The organism is Paraburkholderia sp. CNPSo 3272 (assembly GCF_024206495.1).
Lineage (GTDB): Bacteria > Pseudomonadota > Gammaproteobacteria > Burkholderiales > Burkholderiaceae > Paraburkholderia.
Genome location: NZ_JAMBPQ010000010.1, coordinates 185115 through 206128 on the forward strand (window position 1 = coordinate 185115; position 21014 = coordinate 206128).

Sequence of the window (21014 nt, forward strand, 5' to 3'; positions counted from 1 at the left end):
CAGGGAGCGCGGCTTTTTCCTGACCGTTCGTGCTCAGAACACGTGCTTGAACACCCAATAAAGCGCCCCCGCCAGCACGATCGAAGCGGGCAGCGTGAGCACCCACGCCATCACGAGGCTGCGCACCGTATTCCATTGCAGGCCCGAGCCGTTCGCGGCCATCGTGCCCGCCACGCCGGAGGAGAGCACATGCGTGGTCGAGACCGGCAGACCGTACACGTCCGCCGCGCCGATCGTCACCATCGCCACGACCTCCGCGCAGCCGCCCTGGCCGTAGGTCAAGTGCTGTTTGCCGATGCGCTCGCCCACCGTCACCACGATGCGCTTCCACCCCACCATCGTGCCGAGCCCCAGCGCGATCGCCACGGCCACCTTCACCCATGTCGGGATGAATTTCGTCGCGTGGTCGATCTGGCTGCGGAAGTTGTTGATGGACTTCAGGTCGTCGGCCGAGAAGGGCACCGCCTTCTGCTTGTCGAGCAGGCGGATCGCCTCGGAGACCACGTACATGTTGTTGCGCACGTTATCGACGACCGATTGCGGCACTGCCGCGAGCGAGCCGTAGCCGCGCACCTGTTCGGTCACCTGGTTCGACAGCGCGGCAAGCGCGGGCACCGTCGTGTTCGAGAGGGCGCGGCGGCCGATGAAGCGTTCCACTTCGGCGCGCGGATCGGCGGGCGCGGCCACGCCGTTCGTGTAGCGCTCGAGCGCGCGCGTGGCGTCGTGCGCGACGGCGATGAAGGTCTGCGTCTGCTCGGCCGTCACGGCGCGGTTCAGCGCATAGGCCGTGGGCACCGTGCCGATCAGGATCAGCATGATGAGGCCCATGCCCTTCTGGCCGTCATTGGAGCCGTGCGCGAATGACACGCCCGTGCAGGTGAGGATGAGCAGCGCGCGGATCCAGAACGGCGGCGGCTCCTTGCCCTTCGGCTCCGCGTAGAGCGCGGGCACGCGCACGACGGCCTTGAGGATGAGCAGCAGCAGGCCGGCCAGCAAAAAGCCGACGATCGGCGAAAAGAGCAGCGATTTGCCCACGCCGAGCGCCTGGCTCCAGTCCACGCCGCTCGTGCCGTTCGCGCCGTGCATGAGCTGGTTCATGAGGCCCACGCCGATGATCGAGCCGATCAGCGTATGTGAGCTGGACGAAGGCAGACCGAAATACCACGTGCCCAGATTCCAGATGATCGCGGCGATGAGCAGGGCGAACACCATGGCGAAGCCCGCGCTGCTGCCCACTTGCAGTATCAGTTCCACAGGCAGCAGTTGCAGGATGCCGAAGGCCACCGCGCCGGTGGAGGTGAGCACGCCGAGGAAATTCCACGCGCCCGACCACATCACGGCGATATTGGGCGAAAGCGAGTGCGTATAGATGACGGTTGCGACCGCATTCGCGGTATCGTGGAAGCCGTTCACAAACTCGAAGCCGAGCGCGATCAGGAGTGCGATGCCGAGCAGGATCCAGGGCATCGCCGAGCTTTCGCGCACCGGCGAGAGGTCGTCGGCGAGATGCATCCCCACGTATACCGCGCCTGCGGCGATGACGACAAGGAACGCGAGCAGGCTGGCATTGCGCCCGCGTGCGGGGGCGGCGCCCGGTTGCGGTGACAGGGAAAATTCTGGCATGGCAGGCGGGCTCCTGGGGGAGGGAGTGGGCAAAGGTTTCGCCTCCGATCCTGAACCGCCCAGGTGTCCGTTTGATGACGGATTCGTGCCAGCCATGCCCGATGCATGCCCGACAGACCGGCGCTCCATCGAATGAATCGCGCCGTCAGCAAGAGGATTGCGCAGATGCCAAAACGGGTTCTTTCGCTGCGTCTTCTGGTGCACCGCTGGGCCCACGCGCGGGCGAAGGCGGCGACGCGCCTGATCGGCAACTATCCCTTCTTCGCGGGTCTTTCCGGCACGCTCGTCGCGACGGTGATGGCGATCCTCACCTACGCGGCGCTCTACGAGGGCCGCGCCGAGGAGCTGCGCCACGCGCAGGAGAACTCCCGCAACCTCGTGCAGCTCATCAGCAACGACATTGCCCGCAACGTCGAGATTTACGACCTGTCGCTGCAGGCCGTGGTCCAGGCGGCGCAGCAGCCGCAGACCTGGAGCATGCCCGAATCGCTGCGCCAGCGCGTGCTGTTCGACCGGGCGACGGCGGCGTCGAGGCTCGGCGGGGCCTACGTGATCGACGCCACGGGCCATGTCAAAGCCTCGCGCAGCAACGCCTTCGACGCCTCATCCGTCGGTATTTCGTTCGCCGACCGCGATTACTTCATTGCTCAGCAGCGCGACCCGCATGTGGGCCTGTTCTTTTCGAAGCCGTTCCACTCCCGCCTGCGCGGCGGCGCGCTCACGATCGGGCTCACGCGCCGCATCAACGCGCCCGACGGCTCGTTTGCGGGCGTCGCGCTGCTCGGGGTGCGCCTCGACTATCTCGCTCAGCTGCTCGAGCGCATCGACCTGGGCCCCGGCGGCCACCTCTTCATCCTGATGCGCGACGGCACGTTGCTCGCGAGCAAGCCGCCCTCGACGCGCGGCGCCGGCTCGAGCTACGCGGACCTGCCCAATTTCGCGTTCTTTTCGCGTCGCGACGCCGGCACCTATACGTCGCACTCGGCAATCGACGGGGTCGAGCGCATCTACACCTTTGCGCACGTGGGCAACTCGCCGTTCATCGTCGTCGTCGCGCCCGCCGTAGGGGACGTGCTCGCCAGCTGGCGGCGGCGCAGCTATATCGCCCTCGTGATGACCACGGTGTTCGGCGGCGCGTGGGTCGCGGTGTCGTGGATGCTCGCCTTCGCATTGCGCGACAAGGTGGTGGCCGAGGGCAAGCTCATGCGTCTCGCCGTCACCGACCCGCTCACCGGGCTTGCGAATCGCCGCGCGCTCGACAGCCGTCTCGCGGAGGAATGGCATCACGCGGTGCGCGGGCGCACGCCGCTTGCCGTGCTGTTTTTCGACATCGACCACTTCAAGCTCTTCAACGACACCTACGGGCACGCCGCCGGCGACGAGGTGCTGGTGTTCGTGGCCGGACGCATCGCCGCAGGATCGCGGCGCGCAACCGATCTCGCCGCGCGCTTTGGCGGCGAAGAGTTCGCGGTGGTGCTGCCGGGCACGGCGCTCGACGCTGCGACGCGCATGGCGGAAAAGATCCGCAAACGCATCGAGTCGGACAATCTCACGCTGATTGGTACGCACCATGGGTGCGTGACGGTGAGCGCGGGGTGTGCGAGCTGCAATCCGCCGGAGGGCGGCAGCGGCGCGAAGCTGCTGGCCGCCGCCGACCGCCTGCTCTACGAGGCCAAGGAAGCGGGTCGCAATCAGGTCCGGTCGCAGCAATTGACGGGCGAGGGGGCGCAGCCGCTGGTGGATTCCGAAGCCGGAAGCCGAGGCCGCGATGCGCCCGCAACGCGAGGCTAAAGCGCGCCGGCTTCTCGTGCGGCGCGCGACGCACTCGATGCCGTTCAGCGCGCGGACTTGGACAGCCGGTGGCCGAGGCCGAGGTTCGAGACGATCTGCCAGGTATAGACGCGCGAATAGTGCACGCCGAACTGGCGGCCGATCAACTCGCGCACGCGGCTGTTGGTCCACGCATCGCTCGCAAAGCCGTGCTCTCGCGCGGAGCCGTGCAGGGCGCTCGCGATCCAGCCTAGCGCGGCCTGATCGAGCACTGAAGGCCGGCCGCCCACGCTCATCTGCTGGAGCGCTGCAAGGCCGCCGTCCTCGACGATGGACTTGTAGCGCCTCACCGTCTGGGCGGAAAGGTGGAGTGAGTCGGCGACGCTATTCACGGTCGCGCCTTCCATCAACATCTGGCCGGCGGCCATTCTTCTCGCGACGCTCGGCAGGTTCTCGGTTCGGGTAAGCATGTGTTCACTCGTCGACGAAAGATTCCGGACACGCGGCATTGCGGATGTGCCGCTCCTGTAACCCTTCCTGCAAGCGGGTCTTGTCGCTTGCCATGGACCCGGCGCCGGTGCGGTGACGCGGGGGTCATGACGGACGGCGAAATCGACGCCCGGTGAAGGGCGCTTGTTGCGAAACGCCTCGGTGTTCCGCAGCGGATATTAATAATTGTTTTTGTAGGGAATGTGTATAGCTAGCGGAAAAATAGTCTGCTTGACTTGTGGATAATCCTGAACTAATGGGAAAAAACAACCGACTCGCGTGCGTCAACAATGCGCGCCGCCATTTCGCACCGATCACGCAATGCGCAGTTTGCTCCCATTGCAGCCGGTTAACCTGACTTAATTGCTCAACCTTGAAAAACAACACTTGGCGTTGTTTTGTATGACTAATTCAGTATTCGGCACATATTGAGTTGAGTCGGTTTTATTCAATATGAATTAAGTGAAGGTTGTCGCACCTTTAAATGTTTGTTAGCGTGTGCAGCCGCTGTCTGGTAAAAAACCGGTATGCCTCGGCGTGGATGGGATGGCGATCGGGCAATTTCAGGGAGTGATTTGATTTTTTTGTGCAGAATGGGTTTTCGCAAATATTTCGAATCGATTTCAATGCGGTTTGATTCGAATGAACGAATGCAGAATGCCGGATTCGCCGCGCAGCGTATCGTGCGGCGAAACGGGTCCCTGAATCCTGCCGGGCCGCCAAACGCGTCCGCGCGCTCCGTCAAGCGATGCGCGGCACGGGCGGCGGCCCGCTTTCTGGCCGCTGCGGATGAACCAAGAACTCGATGAAAAGGTAGGTCGTTTGTTGCGCCGCGCTGCGAGCCGGCGCTCGCTCGTGCCGTATGGAGCGTTTCATGCCCTGTTCGCGGGCGAGGTGCCGTTGCGGGTGCGTTACGAAATGCTCGAGGCGGCCGCGGCCGCGTTGTGCGAGCCGCGCGAGGCCGACTACGCCTCGCTGCTCTCGACCGATTCGGGTCTGCCCGGCCCGGACTTCTATACGCGCTTCAAGCGCTTGCATGCCGAGCGCTACTACGAAACGCTCGGCGCGGACCGGCATCGAATGCTGCGGCTCGCCGAAAAGCGTCAGCTCGCGAACGAAGAACGCGAGCGTGTGTATGCCCATTACCTGCGCTGTGCGGCCGAAGAAGCCTGCATAAACAGCGCTTGATGCGAGCGAGCGGCGCCATGCCGCTCTCGTGCCAATCACCATCCACACCAGGAGGCTTCATGTCCACGCGCTACCGTTGTTGCGCGCCGCTGCTCGGCGCCGTACTCGTGCTTGCCCTCGGCGTGTCGCCGCATGTACCGCTGTTTGCGCAGACGGCGTCCGCTGCCGCGCCCGAGAGTGCGCCCGAGAGTGCGCCCAACGCCGCGCTGCAGATCGGCGAGGTGCAGACCACGGCGACGGTCGTGAGCATCGACGCGGCCACCAACTCGGTCACGCTGCGCGGCGCGCGACGCAACCTCGTGACGGTCGCAGTCGATCCGGCAGTCGGCGACGTGAGCAAGCTCAAGCCCGGCGATCATGTGAACATCCTCTACAAGGAGGCGTTGCTGCTGCGCGCTGAAAAGATGGCCACGAGGGGCATCCGCTCGCGCGTCGATACGGTCGCTACCACGCCCGCTTCCGGCGGCATGACGGCGACGGCGCGCAGCGTGCAGGTGATCGCCACGGTGGAGAAGATCGACCGCAAGAGCCGCAAGGTCGCGTTGCGCGGACCGAACCGCACGGTCGTGGTGGTCGCGCCGCCGGACGTGCCGCTCGAATCGATCAAGGTGGGCGACAGCATTCGCGCCGACTACGTGGGCGCGACGGCCGTGCACGTCACGCGCGACGGCCAGAACCTGCAGTGAGGCAGTGACGCCAGGGCGGCGTGTGCTAGTCGGCGCGATTGCGGTCGCGCACGAGGATCGACACGTAGATCGCCGTGCAGACGATGATGACGGCCACGCCGGCAATCACCTTCTGCTGGTCGAAGTTGATGAGCCCGACCACTGCGATGGCGATGCCGGCGGCAGAGCCGAGCGTGCCCATTGCGGCCACAAAAATGCGCAGCTTGCTCCAGACGCGATGGCGCCGCTCGGGACCTGCGCCTTCCATAAACCGATGCAGTCGATCAAACATGGCGGCTCTTCCGGGTTGGGTAGAAGACGGTCATGCGGGCGCGAATGAACGAGCGGCCCGGACCGGATCAAGTATAGCCAGCCCATTATTACGCGTTCTTTCCATTGCCTGCGCCCTCGCGCGCCGGAATTCCCAATCGTTTTTTGCGCGCGTTTAAGTTTGTCTTAATTTTGGCTCGCCATGATGGAGCGGTCGGGTCGATTCGATAGTTCGATTCGCGGTTGTTCTTCACGTCCCCTGTTGGCCGCCGATTCACTCGGCGGCCTTTTTTTTCGTCTGCCGTCGACGTTTGCTAGCGTCGAGCCGCGCGCATTCACGCCTTATTTGTGATTCGTCGCGAGGGCGCCCGCGCTGTTTGCGCCGCCAAAGAGCTGTGTCAGATATTGCTGGTTGTTGTTCATGATCGACATGAGGTTATTGAGCGCGGTGAACTGGCGGTTGAATTGCGCAGTGAGCTGGGTTGCGCGCACATCGAGCATCGACGACTGCTTCTTGATGTCGTCGAGCTCCTTGTTGATGTCCGTGCTGCGCCGCTCGATGATGCCGCTCGATTTCACGTAGGGCGTAATGGCGCTGTTGAGTTTCGCAGTGATGCCGCCGCTGCCGAATAGCGCCGCAATCGCACTGTTGCCCGGTTGCAGCGCCTTCTTGAACGTCTCGTCATCGATCTCGAGCTTGCCGCTCTTGTCGAGCTTGATGCCGATCTCGCCCAGCGAATGGGTCACGCCGTCGCTGCCCTTCACGCCCGTCGAAACGACCGCCGGCAGACTCGCCGCGAGTGTGCGCGCGATCGAGTCGCCGAGTAGCGCGCCCGCTTGCGCGCTCGTCGAACCGGTCGCGGCCGTGTAGGAGGTCAGCCCGTTCAGGGCATCCACGTAGCTGTTGTACGCCTTCACGAAGTCGCGGATAGATGTGCCCGTCGCTTCGGTGTCGGGGGCGACGGTGAGCGTTTGCTTCGTGCCCACCGATGCGCTTGCGAGCTTGATCGTGATATCGCTCACCACGCCCTCGAGCGTATTGCTCGCGCTCGTGACGCGCGTGCCGTCGATGCGTAGCTCGGCGTCGCCGGCTGCCTCGACTTCGCGCATCTGCGAGGAAACGAGGCGCGGATCGAGGCCTGAGGCCGCCTGCACCTCGATCGCGTTGGCCGCGCCGGTCTTGTTCGCGGTCAGCACGAGGTGCTGGCCGTCGGCGCCGTTGACGATCGAAGCCGTGACGCCGGGGTTGTCCTTCGCCCGATTGATCGCCGCGACGACGTCGGTGAGCTTGTTGCTGCCACCGGCGATCGTCAGATGCATGGACTTGCCGCCCGTCGAGATGTCGAGGCTGCCTTCCCCGAGCGTCTCGCCCGCGTCGAAGCTGTCCGAGGCGAGCTTGTGCGCTGTCGCGAGGCGATCGACTTCGACCGTGAAGCTGCTCGCCTCGGCGTTCTTGCCCGCCACTGCGCTCAAGCCCTTGTCCTTCTCGCTCGTCGTGACGGTGAAGCGTTGCAGCGCGGCGCCATCCTTGAACGGCTCGAGTGAGGTCTGGAGCGAAGCGAGCGCCGACTTCAGCGTGCCGAGCGCCGACAGCGTCGTGTTGCTGGCCGTCTGCTTCGCGCTGAGGATAGCGCTCGGCCCCGCGATCTTTGCGTTGACGAGCGCCTTGACGAGCTGGTTGACGTCGAGCGCGGAGTTGGTCGCGCCGCTGATGATCGACTGGGCGGCGTCGCTCAGCGCGCTGTTCGCGCTGGCGGTCGTGGTGTTCGTGATCGTGCTTGCCATGAAAGAAGTCCGTTCGTTCTGGTGCGTCGAGTCGACGGAACGCGCGAATGCGCGGTCATGCTTTCATTACGGCAAGCTTTCATGAAACTTTATGAAAGAAATGAAAAGATTTTGAAAAGTGCGCGGTCGGCACTGCGGAGGCAGTCCGCGGCCCGCTTCAGAGGTGCTCGGGGAAGCCCGAGCGACCTTGTGTAAGGTCGGTGAGCGTGGTGCGCGCGGCGTCGAGGGCGGTGGCGGGCAACTGGATCGTGAGGCGGACTGTCATGGCGTACTGGCTTTCCACCAGCGTGAACTGCTGCTGGTCGATCCAGTGGCGCACGCGGGTTTCATCGGGATAGCCGAGTTCGACGGTGAGGCGCGCCTGCGCGATGCGCTCGATACGCTGCGCCCCCTGCAGGGCGCTGGCAATGGCGTCGGTATAGGCGCGCACGAGGCCGCCCGCGCCAAGCTTCGCTCCGCCGTAGTAGCGCACCACGGCGGCCAGCACGCCGTCCAGGTCGTGATGGCGCAGCACTTCGAGGATCGGGCGCCCGGCGGTGCCGGAGGGTTCGCCGTCGTCGGACATGCCGGACTGGCCGCCCGCGAGCAGCGCCCAGCAAACGTGCGTGGCGGCGGGATGTTCGTCGCGCAGACGGCGGATTTCAGACATGGCCGCGTCGCGGTCGGCAACAGGAATAGCGTGCGCGATGAAGCGGCTCTTGCGGATATCGAGTTCCGCGGTAACGGGATGGGCGAGCGTGAAAGTCGGCACGAGCGGGGTGGCACTGCAGGCGAAACCCCCATGTTAACCGATGCCCATGGGCCGGCTTTCGACGTCCGTCCCCATATCTTGCCAGTTTGCGTAAGGGTTCTTTGCGGGAGATGCTAGTGACGCCCCGGCGTTCAGCCCGGATAATGCACCGCATGACGGATCTAGCTCTGGCTGGAGCGAAGCCGAACTCCTCATTCGGTGATCCGTCATAGCTTTTCTCTCGCGGCGCCGCTGCACCGTTGCGGCAGACGCGATTCTCCAAAGCACAGAAGCCAAAAAAATCCCCGGTCGGACGGTGTCACGACCGGGGGTCACAAGGCTCGCCTGTTCTCAAGAGGCAATCCCACCTTACGTCCGCAAAATTGTGGCCGCAATCGGAAAAAAAACCTGGTGCGCGTAGCGCCCAAAGGGCGCTAGTGTTCTCATTCGCGCGCAAAAAAATCCCGGCCATCTCTGGCCGGGCAATGAGAATACACCGTGCGCTCCGGGGAACGAAACGCCCATCAACGTTACCCGCGGGCCGTGCGTCCGGCAACACTTCCGCATTACCTGCAATTACTGACGTCCGGCTTTCCCGCCGCGCCCGGCACGCGGGCGCCGCTGGCCGGATCGGCCGTGTGGCGGGCATCGCGCCCAATCTGTTTGGCATGCCGAACGACATCCGTGCGATCACGCATGCATCGCGAAGTAAGGCGCCGAAATGCGCCGAGGCCGGTCTCCCTCGGGGAAGACCGGCCTCGGTGTGCCGCTTCGGGCGCCTCTGGAAAGGGCGCTCCTTAGATCACGCGTGCGTCACGCGGATCAGTAACGCGGCGGGGGCGGCGGACGACGGTCGTCGTCGCGGTAGTGCTGGGGGCCCGGATCGTGCGGGTGATGGTGCATCCACTCGTCGTGTTCCCAATAGCGGTGGCCGTCGTAGTAACGGTTTTCGTGCCAGCCGATCGAGACGTGCGCATCCACCGGCATCATGTGCGGCTGACCGTATTGCGGCGCCGACTCGGCACGCAGCCCATATGGTGCGGATTGAGCGAAGGCGCTCGATGCGCCCATCAATGCGCCGCCGGCGATCAGGGCTGCGGCGATACCGCGGGCGGGGGTCTTCCAGCTCTTCGTATTCATGAGTTACCTCCTCTTTGGTTGCGTCGTCAGTCACATGGCACCGGGATGCCTTTGTGTTGCGACCACAGTTCCAAGCTTATCGGCCCGAAGCGGAGGAAAACGTGACCACTTGTAAGCTTTCGTTTCATACGATTCTTCATGCAGGAAAGGCCGCTTTGACGGTTGGCCCTTGATGCAGAAAGGATTAAGCGCGGCCACTGACAATCGTGAGCAGGCCATAGGGGGTCGAGTTGTCAACTCACGTTACATTCGGGCGATAGGGGCGGCCCGAATGCGTCACCTGTACCGGCCAGCAGGTCCCTATGTCGTTCTTACCGAGGGGTCTTCGGCGCGGGCGTTGCGCCAGCCACGTCGATCGCGCTCTGCGAACCTAGTTGCGCGCGCAACTCATATTTTTGGATCTTGCCCGTGGACGTGCGCGGCAGTTCGCCGAATCGCACCGCGCGCGGCACCTTGAAGTGCGCGAGAAAGAGCCGGCAGTGCGCGATGATTTCCTCGGCCGTGGCGCTCGCGCCGGGCCGCAGTTCGACGAACGCGCAAGGCACCTCGCCCCACTTGGGGTCGGGCATCGCCACGACGGCGGCGAGCGCGACGGCCGGATGACGATATAGCGTGTCTTCCACCTCGATGCTCGAAATGTTCTCGCCGCCGGAGATGATGATGTCCTTGCTGCGGTCGGTAATGCGCACGTAGCCGTCGGGCGTCATCACGCCGAGGTCCCCCGTATGGAACCAGCCGCCGCGGAACGCGTCTTCGGTCGCGCGCTCGTTCTTCAAATAGCCCTTCATGCAGATGTTGCCGCGGAACATGATCTCGCCGAGCGTTTCGCCGTCTGCGGGTACGGGTTCCATCGTCTGCGCGTTGCGCACGCTCACGCCGCTTTGCAGGTGATAGCGCACGCCCTGGCGTGCAGCGAGGCGCGCCTGCTCCTCGTCGGGCAGCGTCTGCCAGCGCGCCTGCACCGCGCACACGGCAGCGGGGCCGTACACCTCGGTCAGACCGTAGACATGCGTGAGTTCGATGCCGATCGCCTTCATCTTTTCGATCACGGCCGGCGCGGGCGGCGCGCCGGCCACCATTGTGCACACTGTGTGAGCGATGCCTTCGCGATACTCGGCGGGGGCGTCGGCGAGCGCGCCCTGCACGATGGGCGCGCCGCAATAGTGCGTGACGCGCTCGCTGCGAATGAGGTCGAACACGAGCTTCGCGTCGAACTTGCGCAGGCACACGTTCACGCCCGCGCGCGCGGCGACGGTCCACGCAAAGCACCAGCCGTTGCAGTGAAAGAGCGGCAGCGTCCAGAGGTACACGGCGTGCTTGGGCATGTCCCATTCGAGGATGTTGCTCACCGCGTTGAGGTACGCGCCGCGATGGTGATAGACCACGCCCTTGGGGTCGCCCGTCGTGCCCGAGGTGTAGTTCAGCGCAATGGCGTCCCATTCGTCGCGCGGCGGCTCCCAGGCGAACTCGGGATCGCCTTGTTCGAGGAACGCCTCGTAGTCGGTTGCGCGCGGGAAGCACTCGGGGTCGGCGGCCGCGATGTCGGCCACGCTGATGATCCTGAGGTTGGGGAATTCGAGCGCCGCGCGCTGCGCGAGCGGCGCGAATTCGGTATCGACTATCAACGCCTTCGCTTCGCCATGGCGCAGCATGAACAGCACGGTTGCGACGTCGAGTCGCGTGTTGAGCGTGTTGAGCACCGCGCCGAGCATGGGCACGCCGAAGTGCGCCTCGACCATCGCGGGGATGTTGGGCAGCAGCACCGCCACCGTGTCGCCGCGGCCGATGCCCTCCCGCGCGAGCGCACTCGCAAGCCGCCGCGTGCGCGCATAGGTTTCGCGCCAGTTGCGGCGGACGTCGCCGTGGACCACCGCCAGGCGCTCGCCATAGACCTCGGCGGCGCGGGCAATGAAATCGACCGGCGTGAGCGGCACATAATTGGCTTCGCGCTGCGCGAGCCCTTCTTCGTAGGGGTGCAACATGGCGGTGTCTCCAAACGGTTATTGGTTTGTCGATATGATTCGCGCTACCGTAGCAGGGCCGCGCGCGCCAGTCTGTCGCCGGCGCGACAGAGCGGGCCGCGACGCGCGGTCCGCTCGACAAGATCGACCCAAAGATTGACCTAACCCAGGCAAGCGCGATGCCGCAATCCATTATGCCCCCGGACGGAACACCGGCCGCCCGCGATTCATGGCGCGAAGGCGAACGCATCGACGCCGCCAACGCCGCGCGCCTCGCGGCGCTGTTCGAGCGCTGCGCGTGGTTCCGCGGGCTTGCGCCCGAGCATCGCGAGTGGGTGCTGGCGTCCTCGCATGCGCAAGGCTATGCCGCGGGCGCGATCGTCGCCGCGCGCGAAGCGCCCTCCGACTGGTGGCTCGGCGTGAGTTCCGGCCTCGTGAAGCTGGCGATCTTCAATGCATCGGGGCGCGGCGGCACGTTTTCGGGCGTCCCGCATGGCGGCTGGTTCGGCGAGGGGAGCGTGATCAAGCGCGAGCCGCGCAAGTACGACGTGATCGCGCTGCAGCCGTCGCTCGTCATGGCCGTCGCCACCGGGACGTTCCACCGGCTCATGGATTGCAGCCTGCCGTTCAACCGCTTCGTGATCCATCAGCTCAACAACCGCATGGGCGAGTTCATCGCGTTGATCCAGAACAGCCGCTTGCTCGACGTCGATGCGCGCGTCGCGCAGTCGCTCGCGCAGATGTTCAATCCCGATCTCTACCCCGAGACGGGCCGGGCGCTCGACATCTCGCAGGAGGAGATCGGCATGCTGGCGGGCGCGTCGCGTCAACGGATCAATCAGGCCCTGCAGACGCTGGAGCGCCAGGGGCTCGTCGCGCTCTCGTATAACCGCGTGGACGTGCTCGATCTCGACGGGCTGCGCGCGTTTGGCCGCGACCAGATCTGAAGCTTGCAGAACTCCTCATCAATCTTGCGGGGAATAGAAGACTCTCTCCCTCGCGAGCCGGTTTTTACGCATGGCCGCGCTGCGTAGACTTTGCTCATCGAATTCTTACGGAGAGCATGGTGAAAAACGCAATGCTGCGCGCGGCGCTGGTGTCGATGATGGCGATCGTTCCGGCGGTCTCGTTTGCCCAATCCGCCGGGACGCACAACGGCCCGGTGACGCGCGCCCAGGTGCTTCAGGAATTGGTCGATCTGGAGTCGGTGGGCTACTACCCGGCTTCGGCGAACGACGCCACGTATCCGGAAGATGTGCAGAGCGCCATGCGCCGGCTCGCTGAAAAGCGCGCCAACGAAGCGCGTCTGGCGCAGGAGCAGGTCGCGCAATCGGCTTACGGCACGCCGCCCGCGCCCAATGCAGAAGCGGGCGCGCCCGTCGTGTCGGGCAGCGAGCCGCCGCCCGCATATCGCGACCATTGACGGCGGCGCTAGCCGCGCGCTGAGCCGGGCCGGGTGCCGCTGACACCTTTGGCGCTCTCGGGTGCGGCCGCGACATCGGGCGGCACGCCGAGCAACTGGAGCGTGCCCGCCGTCACAGCCGAGAACACCGGCCCCGCGACCGTGCCGCCGTAGAACGCCTTGCCCGCAGGATCGTCGATCATGACCGCGACGATCACGCGCGGCGCGCTCATCGGCGCCATGCCGACGAACAGCGCCCGATAGCGGTTCTTCGCGTAGCCCGCGCCGACCTGCTTGCGCGCGGTGCCGGTCTTGCCGCCCACCCGATAGCCTTCCACATTCGCGGCGCGCCCCGTGCCGCCGTCGCTCGTCGCCATCTCCAGCATCTTGCGCATGGCGGCGGCCGTGGCAGGCGTCGTGACCGCGCGCGCCGCCGACGCGGAGGCACCGCCCGCGCCGCCCGGCGCTTCGCGCAGGAGGGTGGCCGGGTACAGCGTGCCGTCGCCGGCGTAGGCCGTGTAGATCTGCGCCATCTGCAAAAGCGAAGTGGACAGGCCGTAGCCATATGCCATCGTCGCCTGTTCGATGGGGCGCCAGCGCGCCCACGGCCGCACGCGGCCAGGCGCTGCGCCCGGGAACGTTACGCCGGGCCGCTGCCCGAGCCCGTACTCCTGATACTTGTCCCAGATCGTTTGGGCGGGCAGATTCAGCGCGAGCTTGGCGAGCGCGATGTTGCTCGACTTCTGGATCGCCTCCGCCACGGTCATGCGGCCGTGATTCGAGGTGTCGTGAATGATCGCGGGGCCGATGCGGTAGGTGCCCGGCGCGGTGTCGATGATGGTGTTCGCGTTGACCTTGTGCAGGTCCATCGCCAGCGAAACGACCACGGGCTTGATGGTCGAGCCGGGCTCGAACGTGTCGACCACGGCGCGGTTGCGCAACTGCTTGCCCGTGAGCCGCGCGCGGTCGTTCGGGTCGAACGACGGCCAGTTCGCGAGCGCGAGGATTTCACCGTTCTGCGCGTCGAGCACGACGACGCTGCCCGCTTGCGCATGATTCTTCGCCACGGCGGCCTTGAGCTGGGTGTACGCGAGCTGCTGCACGCGCCGGTCGATGGTGAGCTGCACGGTGTCGCCGTTGCGCGGCTGCACGCGCTCGCTCGGCTCGGAAATGACGCGCCCGAGCCGGTCGCGGATCACCTCGCGCTGGCCCGGCGTGCCGCGCAGGCGCGCGTTCGCGGCAAGCTCCACGCCTTCCTGACCGGCGTCTTCGATGTCGGTGAAGCCCACGACGTGCGCGGCCGACTCGCCTTCCGGGTAATAGCGCTTCGAGTCGGCGATCAGGGTGATGCCGCCCGCCCCCATCTCGTCGATGTGCGCGGCGGTTTCGGCGTCGACCTGGCGCTTGAGCAGCACGAAGGAGCGGTCACCCGCAACGCGCCGCTCCAGTTCCGCGAGCGGCATCTCGAGCACGCGCGCGAGCGGCGCGTGCGCGGCGGCGTCCAGAAGCCGCGGATTCACCCAGACTTCGAAGGTCGCGAGGCTCACGGCCAGCAGCGCGCCGTTGCGGTCGACGATGCGCCCGCGCATGGCGTCGAGCTCCAGCGTGCGCTGATAGCGCTTTTGGCCCTGCTTCACGTAAAAGCCGTGGTTGGCGACCTGAATCCAGAACGCGCGCCCGGCCAGCGCCGCAAAGGCCGCGAAGGTGATGAACACGACGAACTTCGAGCGCCACGCGGGCAGGCGCGGCGCAAGCATCGGGTGACGGGTCGCGGTGGCGTGCGGGTCGCGCGGCGGTTTCCTGGAACGGTTCATCGACAAGGCGGGGTGGAAGGCAGAATAACATTGTAAACATGATGTAATTTAATTGAAATGATCGGTGCCCACGTCCGCGAGGCTGTTGGGCGCGCGTCGCAGAGAAGCGGGGGAGAGGCGCAAAGCGAAGCGGGCCGCGAATGCGGCCCGGCGGGAAGACAAACAAACCGGCGGCGAGCCGGTATGGCGACAACGTTACATGTGCGCGGGCAAGCGGAAGCTCGCGATCGATTCGCGCAGCCCGCTCACCTGATCCTTGAGCGAGTGGGCGGCGGCGGCGGCCTGTTCCACGAGCGCCGCGTTCTGCTGCGTCACCTGATCCATCTCGCCCACGGCGCGGTTGACCTGCTCGATACCGGCGCTCTGCTCGCGCGAAGCGTTGCTGATCTCTTCGAGGATTTCGTGCACGCGTCGCACCGACTGCACGATCTCGGTCATCGTCGAGCCCGCGTTGGTCACGAGATGCTGGCCTTCGGTCACGGTGCCGGTCGACTTTTCGATCAGCGCCTTGATCTCCTTGGCGGCGGTGGCGGAGCGCTGCGCGAGGCTGCGCACTTCGGCGGCCACCACCGCGAAGCCGCGGCCCTGCTCGCCCGCGCGCGCCGCTTCGACGGCGGCGTTCAGGGCAAGGATGTTGGTCTGGAACGCAATGCCGTCGATCACGCCGATGATGTCGCCGATCTGCTGCGAGCTCGTCGTGATGTCGCCCATGGTGCGCACCACGTCCTCGACCACGGCGCTGCCGCGCGTAGCGACGTCGGCGGCCTGGCTCGCGAGCGAAGCCGCATGCTGGGCGCTATCCGCGTTCTGGCGCACGTTCGCGGTCATCTGATCCATGCTCGACGCGGTCTGCACGAGCGCCGCCGCCTGTTCCTCGGTGCGTTGCGAGAGATCCGTGTTGCCCGCCGCAATCTCGTTCGCGCCAACGTTGATGTTTTCCGCGCCGCTACGCACGCGCGAGACGGTTTGCACGAGCGCCGTCTGCATCGTCGCGAGCGCGCGCATCAGGCTGGCCTCGTTCGTGCCCTGCGCCTGCAGCCGCAAGGTGAGGTCGCCCTCGGCGATGCGATTGGCCGCATCGACCGCGCCTTCCAGTTCGCCCCCGATGCTGCTGCGCACGCTGCGCACCACGAGCACCATCACCGCCGTGGCGGCGGCGCCCAGCACGAACGTCACGCCGAGCCAGCGCAGCAGGCTGTCGTAGAACTCGGCGCGCACGTCGTCCATGTACATGCCCGTCACGATCACCCAGTCCCACGGCGCGAAGCGGCGGCCGTAGCTCGTCTTCGGCACGGGCTCGCTGTGGCCGGGCTTGGCCCAGAGGTAGTCGAGGAAGCCGCCGTTCGGGCCGCTCGCGGCCCTGACGAGCTCGCTGAACACGTGGGTGCCCGCGGGATCGGTGAAGTCGGCAAGCATTTTGCCGTCGAGTTCGGGCTTGATCGGATGCATCAGCATGACCGACTGCGAGTTGTTGATGCTCAGGTACCCGTCGGTGCCGTACCGGATCGAGGCGATCACGGCGAGCGCCTGCTTCTGGGCATCGGCCTCGGGCATGACGTTGCGTTGTGAGAGGCCGTAATAGTAGTTCGTAACGCTCATTGCTTCTTCGACGAGCGTGGTGAGCTGCGCGCGCCGCTCGCGGATCATCGACTCGCGGCTTTGCCAGGCGCCAAAGGCGACGATCAACAGCAGGCCGATCCAGAGGATCGCGATCATCGAGCGGAGCTTCTTGTTGAGGGTCATGGTCTGCATGGTCGGTCGGGGTCTTTCACAGGGCAGGGTCGGTACGACTGGCGATACGTTGCCGCCAGAGTGTGTTTACGGCCCACGCAAACGTGCGCGAGACCCAGGGCGAACCCTGTCCAGGCGGTTTTTTCTTCATACAAAACAACGAACTTTGATCTCGCGCAAATGACGCGTCGCTGAAACGCCCACGAACACGCCGCCAAAAGCCACAAATTTCACAGCAACTCCATGATTTGCCACTCTTTGCCGGGATCGACTGCGGATAGGAATCATTTCCGATATAGTCGCGGCTTTGCCCCGGCCGCCCTCAATTCGAGGCCGGCGATGACGCGGGGATGAAGGACCTTTACCAACGATGCGACGCACACGGCGCAGCCTCCGCTGCCGCCCGCATGACGTCCACTGGAGCAACAAGAATGAACGCACGCGAACCCGCCCTGGTCCCCGCCGCTCGTGCCGCATCGCGCAGCGCGCGGCTGCGCCAGATGCTGACCAGCAACGAACTCGAATTCCTGATGGAAGCGCACAACGGCCTTTCCGCACGCATTGCGCGCGAGGCGGGCTTCAAGGCGATCTGGGGCTCGGGCCTCTCGATCTCCGCTCAGTTCGGCGTGCGCGACAACAACGAGGCGAGCTGGACCCAGGTGGTCGACAACCTCGAGTTCATGGCCGACGCGAGCGACCTGCCCATCCTGCTCGACGGCGACACCGGCTACGGCAACTTCAACAACGTGCGCCGTCTCGTGCGCAAGCTGGAGCAGCGCGGCATTGCGGGCGTGTGCATCGAAGACAAGCAGTTCCCGAAGACCAACAGCTTCATCAAGGGCGAGGCGCAGCCGCTCGCCGACATCGACGAGTTCTGCGGCAAGATCAAGGCGGGCAAGGACTCGCAGACCGACGAGCACTTCTCGATCGTCGCGCGCGTCGAGGCGCTGATCGCGGGCTGGGGCATGGACGAAGCGCTCAAGCGCGCCGAGGCGTATCGCCAGGCCGGCGCTGATGCGATCCTCATCCACAGCAAGCTCTCGAAGCCTGACGAGATTCTCACGTTCGCGCGCGAGTGGGCGGGCCGCGGCCCGCTCGTGATCGTGCCGACCAAGTACTACAGCACGCCGACCGATGTGTTCCGCAAGGCGGGCATCAGCACGGTGATCTGGGCGAACCACCAGATCCGCGCGGCCGTTTCGGCCATGCAGGCCGTGACCAGGACGATTTACGAAACGCAAACACTCGTCGATGTCGAAGACCGTATTGCTACGGTTAACGAAATTTTCCGCTTGCAGGACGCCGACGAATACTCGGAAGCCGAAGACCGCTACCTTTCCTCTTCGTCGCGCGGCGCAGGCTCGGCGATCGTGCTGGCCGCGAGCCGCGGCTCGGGCCTCGACGCCTACACGCACGACAAGCCCAAGGTCATGCTGCCGGTTGCGGGCAAGCCGCTCCTGCGCTGGCTCGTCGATGCGTTCAAGAAGCAGTCGGTCAACGACATCACCGTGGTGGGCGGCTACAAGGCCGAGGCCATCGACACGGCGGGCATCAAGCTCGTGCGCAACGAGCGTTTCGCGCAGACGAACGAACTGGCTTCCCTCGCGTGCGCGGTTGGCGCGCTCGATAACGACACAGTGATTTCGTACGGCGACCTCGTGTTCCGCAGCTACATCCTGCGCGATCTCGTGGAAAGCGAAGCGGACTTCAGCGTGGTGGTGGATTCGTCGCCCGAGTCGGAGAACAGCAGCACGCGCGACTTCGCATGGTGCTCGGCCGCCGACGAGCGCGATCTGTTCGGCAACAGGGTGTTCCTCGAGCGCGTGGCGAACGATCGGGCCGCGGACGGTACGGCCGCGAACGGCGCGGCCCCGCACGGCCGCTGGATCGGCCTCGTGAACGTGCGCGGCGCGGGCCGCGCGAAGCTCGCGAAGAAGCTCGCGCAGCTGCAGACGCGCGCCGACTTCGACACGCTCGACATGCCGGCGCTGCTCAACGCACTGATCGCAGACGGCGAGAAAATCGAAGTGCAGTACGTGCACGGCCACTGGCGCGGCGTGAACGACCTCGAAGACTTCCGCCGCGCGGGAGATTTCGCTCAGGGCGTCTATACGCACGCGCAAACGCCGCTGGGCGCGGAGGGCCAGGCATGATCGAAGCCGCACAATTCGTCGAAGCGGCGCGCTCGCGCGGCTTCGAGTGGTACGCCGGCGTGCCGTGCTCGTACCTCACGCCGTTCATCAACTACGTGTTGCAGGACGACTCGCTGCACTACGTGAGCGCGGCCAATGAAGGCGACGCGGTCGCAGTCATCGCGGGCATGGCGCTCGCGGGCAAGCGCGGCATCACGATGATGCAGAACTCGGGTCTCGGCAACGCCGTGAGCCCGCTCACCTCGCTCACGTGGACGTTCCGCCTGCCGCAACTGCTGATCGTGACGTGGCGCGGCCAACCGGGCGTGCCCGACGAGCCGCAGCACGCGCTGATGGGCCCGGTCACGCCGCAGATGCTGGAAACGATGGAAATTCCGTGGGAGACGTTCCCCACGGAAGCCGACCAGATCGCGGCGGCGCTCGATCGCGCCATCGAGCACATGGAAAAAACGGGCCGCCCGTACGCGCTCGTCATGCAGAAGGGCAGCGTGGCGCCGTACGAACTCGAGGGCGGCGGCGCGATGCCGGCAAAGCACGCGCTGCCTGTCGCGCAGACCCATTGGACCGGACGGACGTCTGAGCAACTGCCCACGCGCCAGCAGGCGCTCGAGCGCGTGATCGCCGCGACGCCTGCCGAGTCGACGGTGGTAGTCGCCTCGACGGGCTTCTGCGGCCGCGAACTCTATGCGCTCGACGACCGCTCGAACCAGCTCTACATGGTGGGCTCGATGGGCTGCGTCACGCCGTTCGCGCTCGGCCTCGCGCTCGCTCGGCCCGACCTGAATGTGGTCGCGCTCGACGGCGACGGCGCGGCGCTCATGCGCATGGGCGTGTTCGCCACGCTCGGCGCCTATGGCCCCGCGAACCTCACTCACGTGCTGCTCGACAACGGCGCGCACGATTCGACGGGTGGCCAGGCCACCGTGTCGGGGCAGGTGTCGTTCGCCAACGTGGCCGCCGCGTGCGGTTACGCCGACGCCGTGGAAGGCGACGGTCTCGCCATGCTCGATGGGGTGCTCGCCGCCGCGCGCGATCGCGCGAAGAGCGCTTCGGGTGTCGAAGGCACGCGCTTCGTACGCCTGACGATTCGCCGCGGCACGCCCGAGGGTCTGCCGCGCCCCACGATCACGCCGCCCGATGTGAAGACGCGCCTCATGCGCCACATCGGCGCCGCTGTCGTTAAGTCTGCTGAATAAGGAACTACCGATGCTGCTGCTCAATCCCGGCCCGGTCACGCTCACCGAACGCGTGCGCCGGAGCCTGCTCCAGGAAGATCTGTGCCATCGCGAAAGCGAGTTCTTCGACGTGCAGGAAGAGGCGCGCACGCGCCTCGTGGGCGTCTACGATCTCGATCCCGCGCAGTGGCAGGCCGTGCTCATGACGGGTTCCGGCACGGCTGCGGTCGAAAGCATGATCTCGACGCTCGTGCCCGCGAACGGCAAGCTGCTGATCGTCGAGAACGGCGTGTATGGCGAGCGCATCACCGCGATTGCGAAGCAGTACGGCATCGCGCACGAGGTCGTCAAACACGACTGGATGCAGGCGCCGGACCTCGCGCGGATCACCGCCGCGCTCGACGCCGACAAATCGGTCACGCACGTCGCGATCATTCATCACGAAACAACCACGGGCCGCCTGAACGATCTGCGCGCACTGGGCGAAGCGTGCCGCGCGCGCGGCGTGCAAATGCTCGTGGACGGCGTGAGCAGCTTCGGTTCCGAAGCGATCGATTTCGCCGACGCGAGCATCGCGGCGGTGGCGGCCACGGCGAACAAGTGCCTGCACGGCGTGCCGGGCGCGGCCTTCGTGGTCGTGCGCCGCGCCGCGCTCGCGCAAGCGCATAGCCGCACGTACTACCTCGACCTCAAGCGTCTTGCCACGCTGCAGGACCAGCGCAATACGCCGTTCACGCCTTCCGTGCACGCCTATTACGCGCTCGTCGAGGCGCTGCGCGAACTCGCCGACGAAGGCGGCTGGCAGGCGCGTCACGCGCACTATGCGGCGCTTTCCGAGCAGGTGCGCGCAGGGCTCGCCGCGCGCGGCATGGAGAGCGTGCTGCCGAAGGACGAGTCGTCAGTGGTGCTGCGCGCCTTCCGCTTGCCCGCGGGCGTCGATTATCCCGCGCTGCATGACGCGCTCAAGGCGAGCGGCTTCGTGATCTATGCGGGGCAGGGCGGCTTGTCCGCGGAACTGTTCCGCATTTCGACCATGGGGGACATCCACGCCGCCGACGTCGACCGCTTGCTGGCGGCGTTCGATGAAGTGACGCGTTAAGCGCGTATTTCGAATATTG

General features: G+C 65.8%; 17 protein-coding genes. 8 read left to right on the forward strand and 9 right to left on the reverse strand.

Annotation, left to right across the window (positions count from 1 at the left end; all coding sequences use genetic code 11):
- Positions 1-33: 33 nt before the first annotated feature.
- Positions 34-1623, reverse strand: coding sequence for an inorganic phosphate transporter (locus tag M3I53_RS15425; RefSeq protein WP_254316785.1), 1590 nt, complete (start codon positions 1621-1623; stop codon positions 34-36).
- A 165-nt stretch (positions 1624-1788) separates the two neighbouring features.
- Between M3I53_RS15425 and M3I53_RS15430 the strand changes: the two genes are divergently transcribed.
- The gene (locus M3I53_RS15430) at positions 1789-3414 is read left to right on the forward strand and encodes a diguanylate cyclase (protein WP_254316786.1); all 1626 of its coding nucleotides are present in this window, start codon (positions 1789-1791) and stop codon (positions 3412-3414) included.
- A 44-nt stretch (positions 3415-3458) separates the two neighbouring features.
- Here M3I53_RS15430 and M3I53_RS15435 read toward each other — a convergent pair whose 3' ends face one another.
- Positions 3459-3863: a helix-turn-helix domain-containing protein gene (locus M3I53_RS15435; RefSeq protein WP_028202557.1), complete on the reverse strand. Its 405-nt coding sequence runs from the start codon at positions 3861-3863 to the stop codon at positions 3459-3461.
- An 808-nt stretch (positions 3864-4671) separates the two neighbouring features.
- Between M3I53_RS15435 and M3I53_RS15440 the strand changes: the two genes are divergently transcribed.
- Positions 4672-5070 (forward strand): hypothetical protein, encoded by a 399-nt coding sequence (locus tag M3I53_RS15440; RefSeq protein WP_254316787.1) that lies wholly within the window; start codon positions 4672-4674, stop codon positions 5068-5070.
- 59 nt (positions 5071-5129) lie between these two features.
- Positions 5130-5756, forward strand: coding sequence for a hypothetical protein (locus M3I53_RS15445; protein ID WP_254316788.1), 627 nt, complete (start codon positions 5130-5132; stop codon positions 5754-5756).
- Positions 5757-5781: 25 nt separating this feature from the next.
- Here M3I53_RS15445 and M3I53_RS15450 read toward each other — a convergent pair whose 3' ends face one another.
- The 5 genes from M3I53_RS15450 to M3I53_RS15470 form a co-directional block, all read right to left on the reverse strand.
- Positions 5782-6027 carry a DUF2964 family protein gene (locus M3I53_RS15450; protein ID WP_254316789.1) on the reverse strand — a complete coding sequence of 82 codons (246 nt, stop codon included), beginning with the start codon at positions 6025-6027 and terminating at the stop codon, positions 5782-5784.
- A 320-nt stretch (positions 6028-6347) separates the two neighbouring features.
- Positions 6348-7790 (reverse strand): flagellar filament capping protein FliD, encoded by a 1443-nt coding sequence (fliD, locus tag M3I53_RS15455; RefSeq protein ID WP_254316790.1) that lies wholly within the window; start codon positions 7788-7790, stop codon positions 6348-6350.
- 157 nt (positions 7791-7947) lie between these two features.
- Positions 7948-8541, reverse strand: coding sequence for a YigZ family protein (locus M3I53_RS15460; protein WP_254316791.1), 594 nt, complete (start codon positions 8539-8541; stop codon positions 7948-7950).
- Between the two features lie 801 nt (positions 8542-9342).
- Entirely contained in the window at positions 9343-9660 is a 318-nt protein-coding gene (locus tag M3I53_RS15465) for a hypothetical protein (RefSeq protein WP_254316792.1), read from the reverse strand.
- A 311-nt stretch (positions 9661-9971) separates the two neighbouring features.
- On the reverse strand, positions 9972-11642 hold the full coding sequence (locus M3I53_RS15470; RefSeq protein WP_254316793.1) for an acyl-CoA synthetase: 1671 nt from the start codon (positions 11640-11642) through the stop codon (positions 9972-9974).
- A gap of 173 nt (positions 11643-11815) precedes the next feature.
- On the opposite strand from M3I53_RS15470, the gene M3I53_RS15475 reads away from it, so the two are divergent.
- Together M3I53_RS15475 and M3I53_RS15480 are read left to right on the forward strand one after the other, a co-directional pair.
- Entirely contained in the window at positions 11816-12568 is a 753-nt protein-coding gene (locus M3I53_RS15475) for a Crp/Fnr family transcriptional regulator (RefSeq protein WP_254316834.1), read from the forward strand.
- 116 nt (positions 12569-12684) lie between these two features.
- Positions 12685-13044 (forward strand): DUF4148 domain-containing protein, encoded by a 360-nt coding sequence (locus M3I53_RS15480; RefSeq protein WP_254316794.1) that lies wholly within the window; start codon positions 12685-12687, stop codon positions 13042-13044.
- 8 nt (positions 13045-13052) lie between these two features.
- Here M3I53_RS15480 and M3I53_RS15485 read toward each other — a convergent pair whose 3' ends face one another.
- Entirely contained in the window at positions 13053-14837 is a 1785-nt protein-coding gene (locus M3I53_RS15485; protein ID WP_254316795.1) for a penicillin-binding protein 2, read from the reverse strand.
- Between the two features lie 195 nt (positions 14838-15032).
- Positions 15033-16580: a methyl-accepting chemotaxis protein gene (locus M3I53_RS15490; RefSeq protein ID WP_254316835.1), complete on the reverse strand. Its 1548-nt coding sequence runs from the start codon at positions 16578-16580 to the stop codon at positions 15033-15035.
- Positions 16581-16999: 419 nt separating this feature from the next.
- On the opposite strand from M3I53_RS15490, the gene aepX reads away from it, so the two are divergent.
- From aepX to M3I53_RS15505, 3 genes are read left to right on the forward strand one after another with little or no spacing between them, the layout of a single operon-like run.
- Complete coding sequence (gene aepX, locus M3I53_RS15495; RefSeq protein WP_254316796.1) at positions 17000-18721, forward strand: phosphoenolpyruvate mutase; 1722 nt, start codon at positions 17000-17002, stop codon at positions 18719-18721.
- Positions 18718-19917: a phosphonopyruvate decarboxylase gene (gene aepY, locus M3I53_RS15500; RefSeq protein WP_254316797.1), complete on the forward strand. Its 1200-nt coding sequence runs from the start codon at positions 18718-18720 to the stop codon at positions 19915-19917. Before aepX ends, aepY begins: the two co-directional genes overlap by 4 nt.
- 10 nt (positions 19918-19927) lie before the next feature.
- Complete coding sequence (locus tag M3I53_RS15505) at positions 19928-20995, forward strand: 2-aminoethylphosphonate aminotransferase (protein WP_254316798.1); 1068 nt, start codon at positions 19928-19930, stop codon at positions 20993-20995.
- Positions 20996-21014: the final 19 nt, after the last annotated feature.

Excerpts from the sequence above, each read along its gene's own strand:
- M3I53_RS15425 (WP_254316785.1), bottom strand. The coding sequence starts at position 1,623 with ATGCCAGAATTTTCCCTGTCACCGCAACCGGGCGCCGCCCCCGCACGC.
- M3I53_RS15430 (WP_254316786.1), top strand. The coding sequence starts at position 1,789 with ATGCCAAAACGGGTTCTTTCGCTGCGTCTTCTGGTGCACCGCTGGGCC.
- M3I53_RS15435 (WP_028202557.1), bottom strand. The coding sequence starts at position 3,863 with ATGCTTACCCGAACCGAGAACCTGCCGAGCGTCGCGAGAAGAATGGCC.
- M3I53_RS15440 (WP_254316787.1), top strand. The coding sequence starts at position 4,672 with ATGAACCAAGAACTCGATGAAAAGGTAGGTCGTTTGTTGCGCCGCGCT.
- M3I53_RS15445 (WP_254316788.1), top strand. The coding sequence starts at position 5,130 with ATGTCCACGCGCTACCGTTGTTGCGCGCCGCTGCTCGGCGCCGTACTC.
- M3I53_RS15450 (WP_254316789.1), bottom strand. The coding sequence starts at position 6,027 with ATGTTTGATCGACTGCATCGGTTTATGGAAGGCGCAGGTCCCGAGCGG.
- fliD (WP_254316790.1), bottom strand. The coding sequence starts at position 7,790 with ATGGCAAGCACGATCACGAACACCACGACCGCCAGCGCGAACAGCGCG.
- M3I53_RS15465 (WP_254316792.1), bottom strand. The coding sequence starts at position 9,660 with ATGAATACGAAGAGCTGGAAGACCCCCGCCCGCGGTATCGCCGCAGCC.
- M3I53_RS15470 (WP_254316793.1), bottom strand. The coding sequence starts at position 11,642 with ATGTTGCACCCCTACGAAGAAGGGCTCGCGCAGCGCGAAGCCAATTAT.
- M3I53_RS15475 (WP_254316834.1), top strand. The coding sequence starts at position 11,816 with ATGCCCCCGGACGGAACACCGGCCGCCCGCGATTCATGGCGCGAAGGC.
- M3I53_RS15480 (WP_254316794.1), top strand. The coding sequence starts at position 12,685 with ATGGTGAAAAACGCAATGCTGCGCGCGGCGCTGGTGTCGATGATGGCG.
- M3I53_RS15485 (WP_254316795.1), bottom strand. The coding sequence starts at position 14,837 with ATGAACCGTTCCAGGAAACCGCCGCGCGACCCGCACGCCACCGCGACC.
- M3I53_RS15490 (WP_254316835.1), bottom strand. The coding sequence starts at position 16,580 with ATGACCCTCAACAAGAAGCTCCGCTCGATGATCGCGATCCTCTGGATC.
- aepX (WP_254316796.1), top strand. The coding sequence starts at position 17,000 with ATGAACGCACGCGAACCCGCCCTGGTCCCCGCCGCTCGTGCCGCATCG.
- aepY (WP_254316797.1), top strand. The coding sequence starts at position 18,718 with ATGATCGAAGCCGCACAATTCGTCGAAGCGGCGCGCTCGCGCGGCTTC.
- M3I53_RS15505 (WP_254316798.1), top strand. The coding sequence starts at position 19,928 with ATGCTGCTGCTCAATCCCGGCCCGGTCACGCTCACCGAACGCGTGCGC.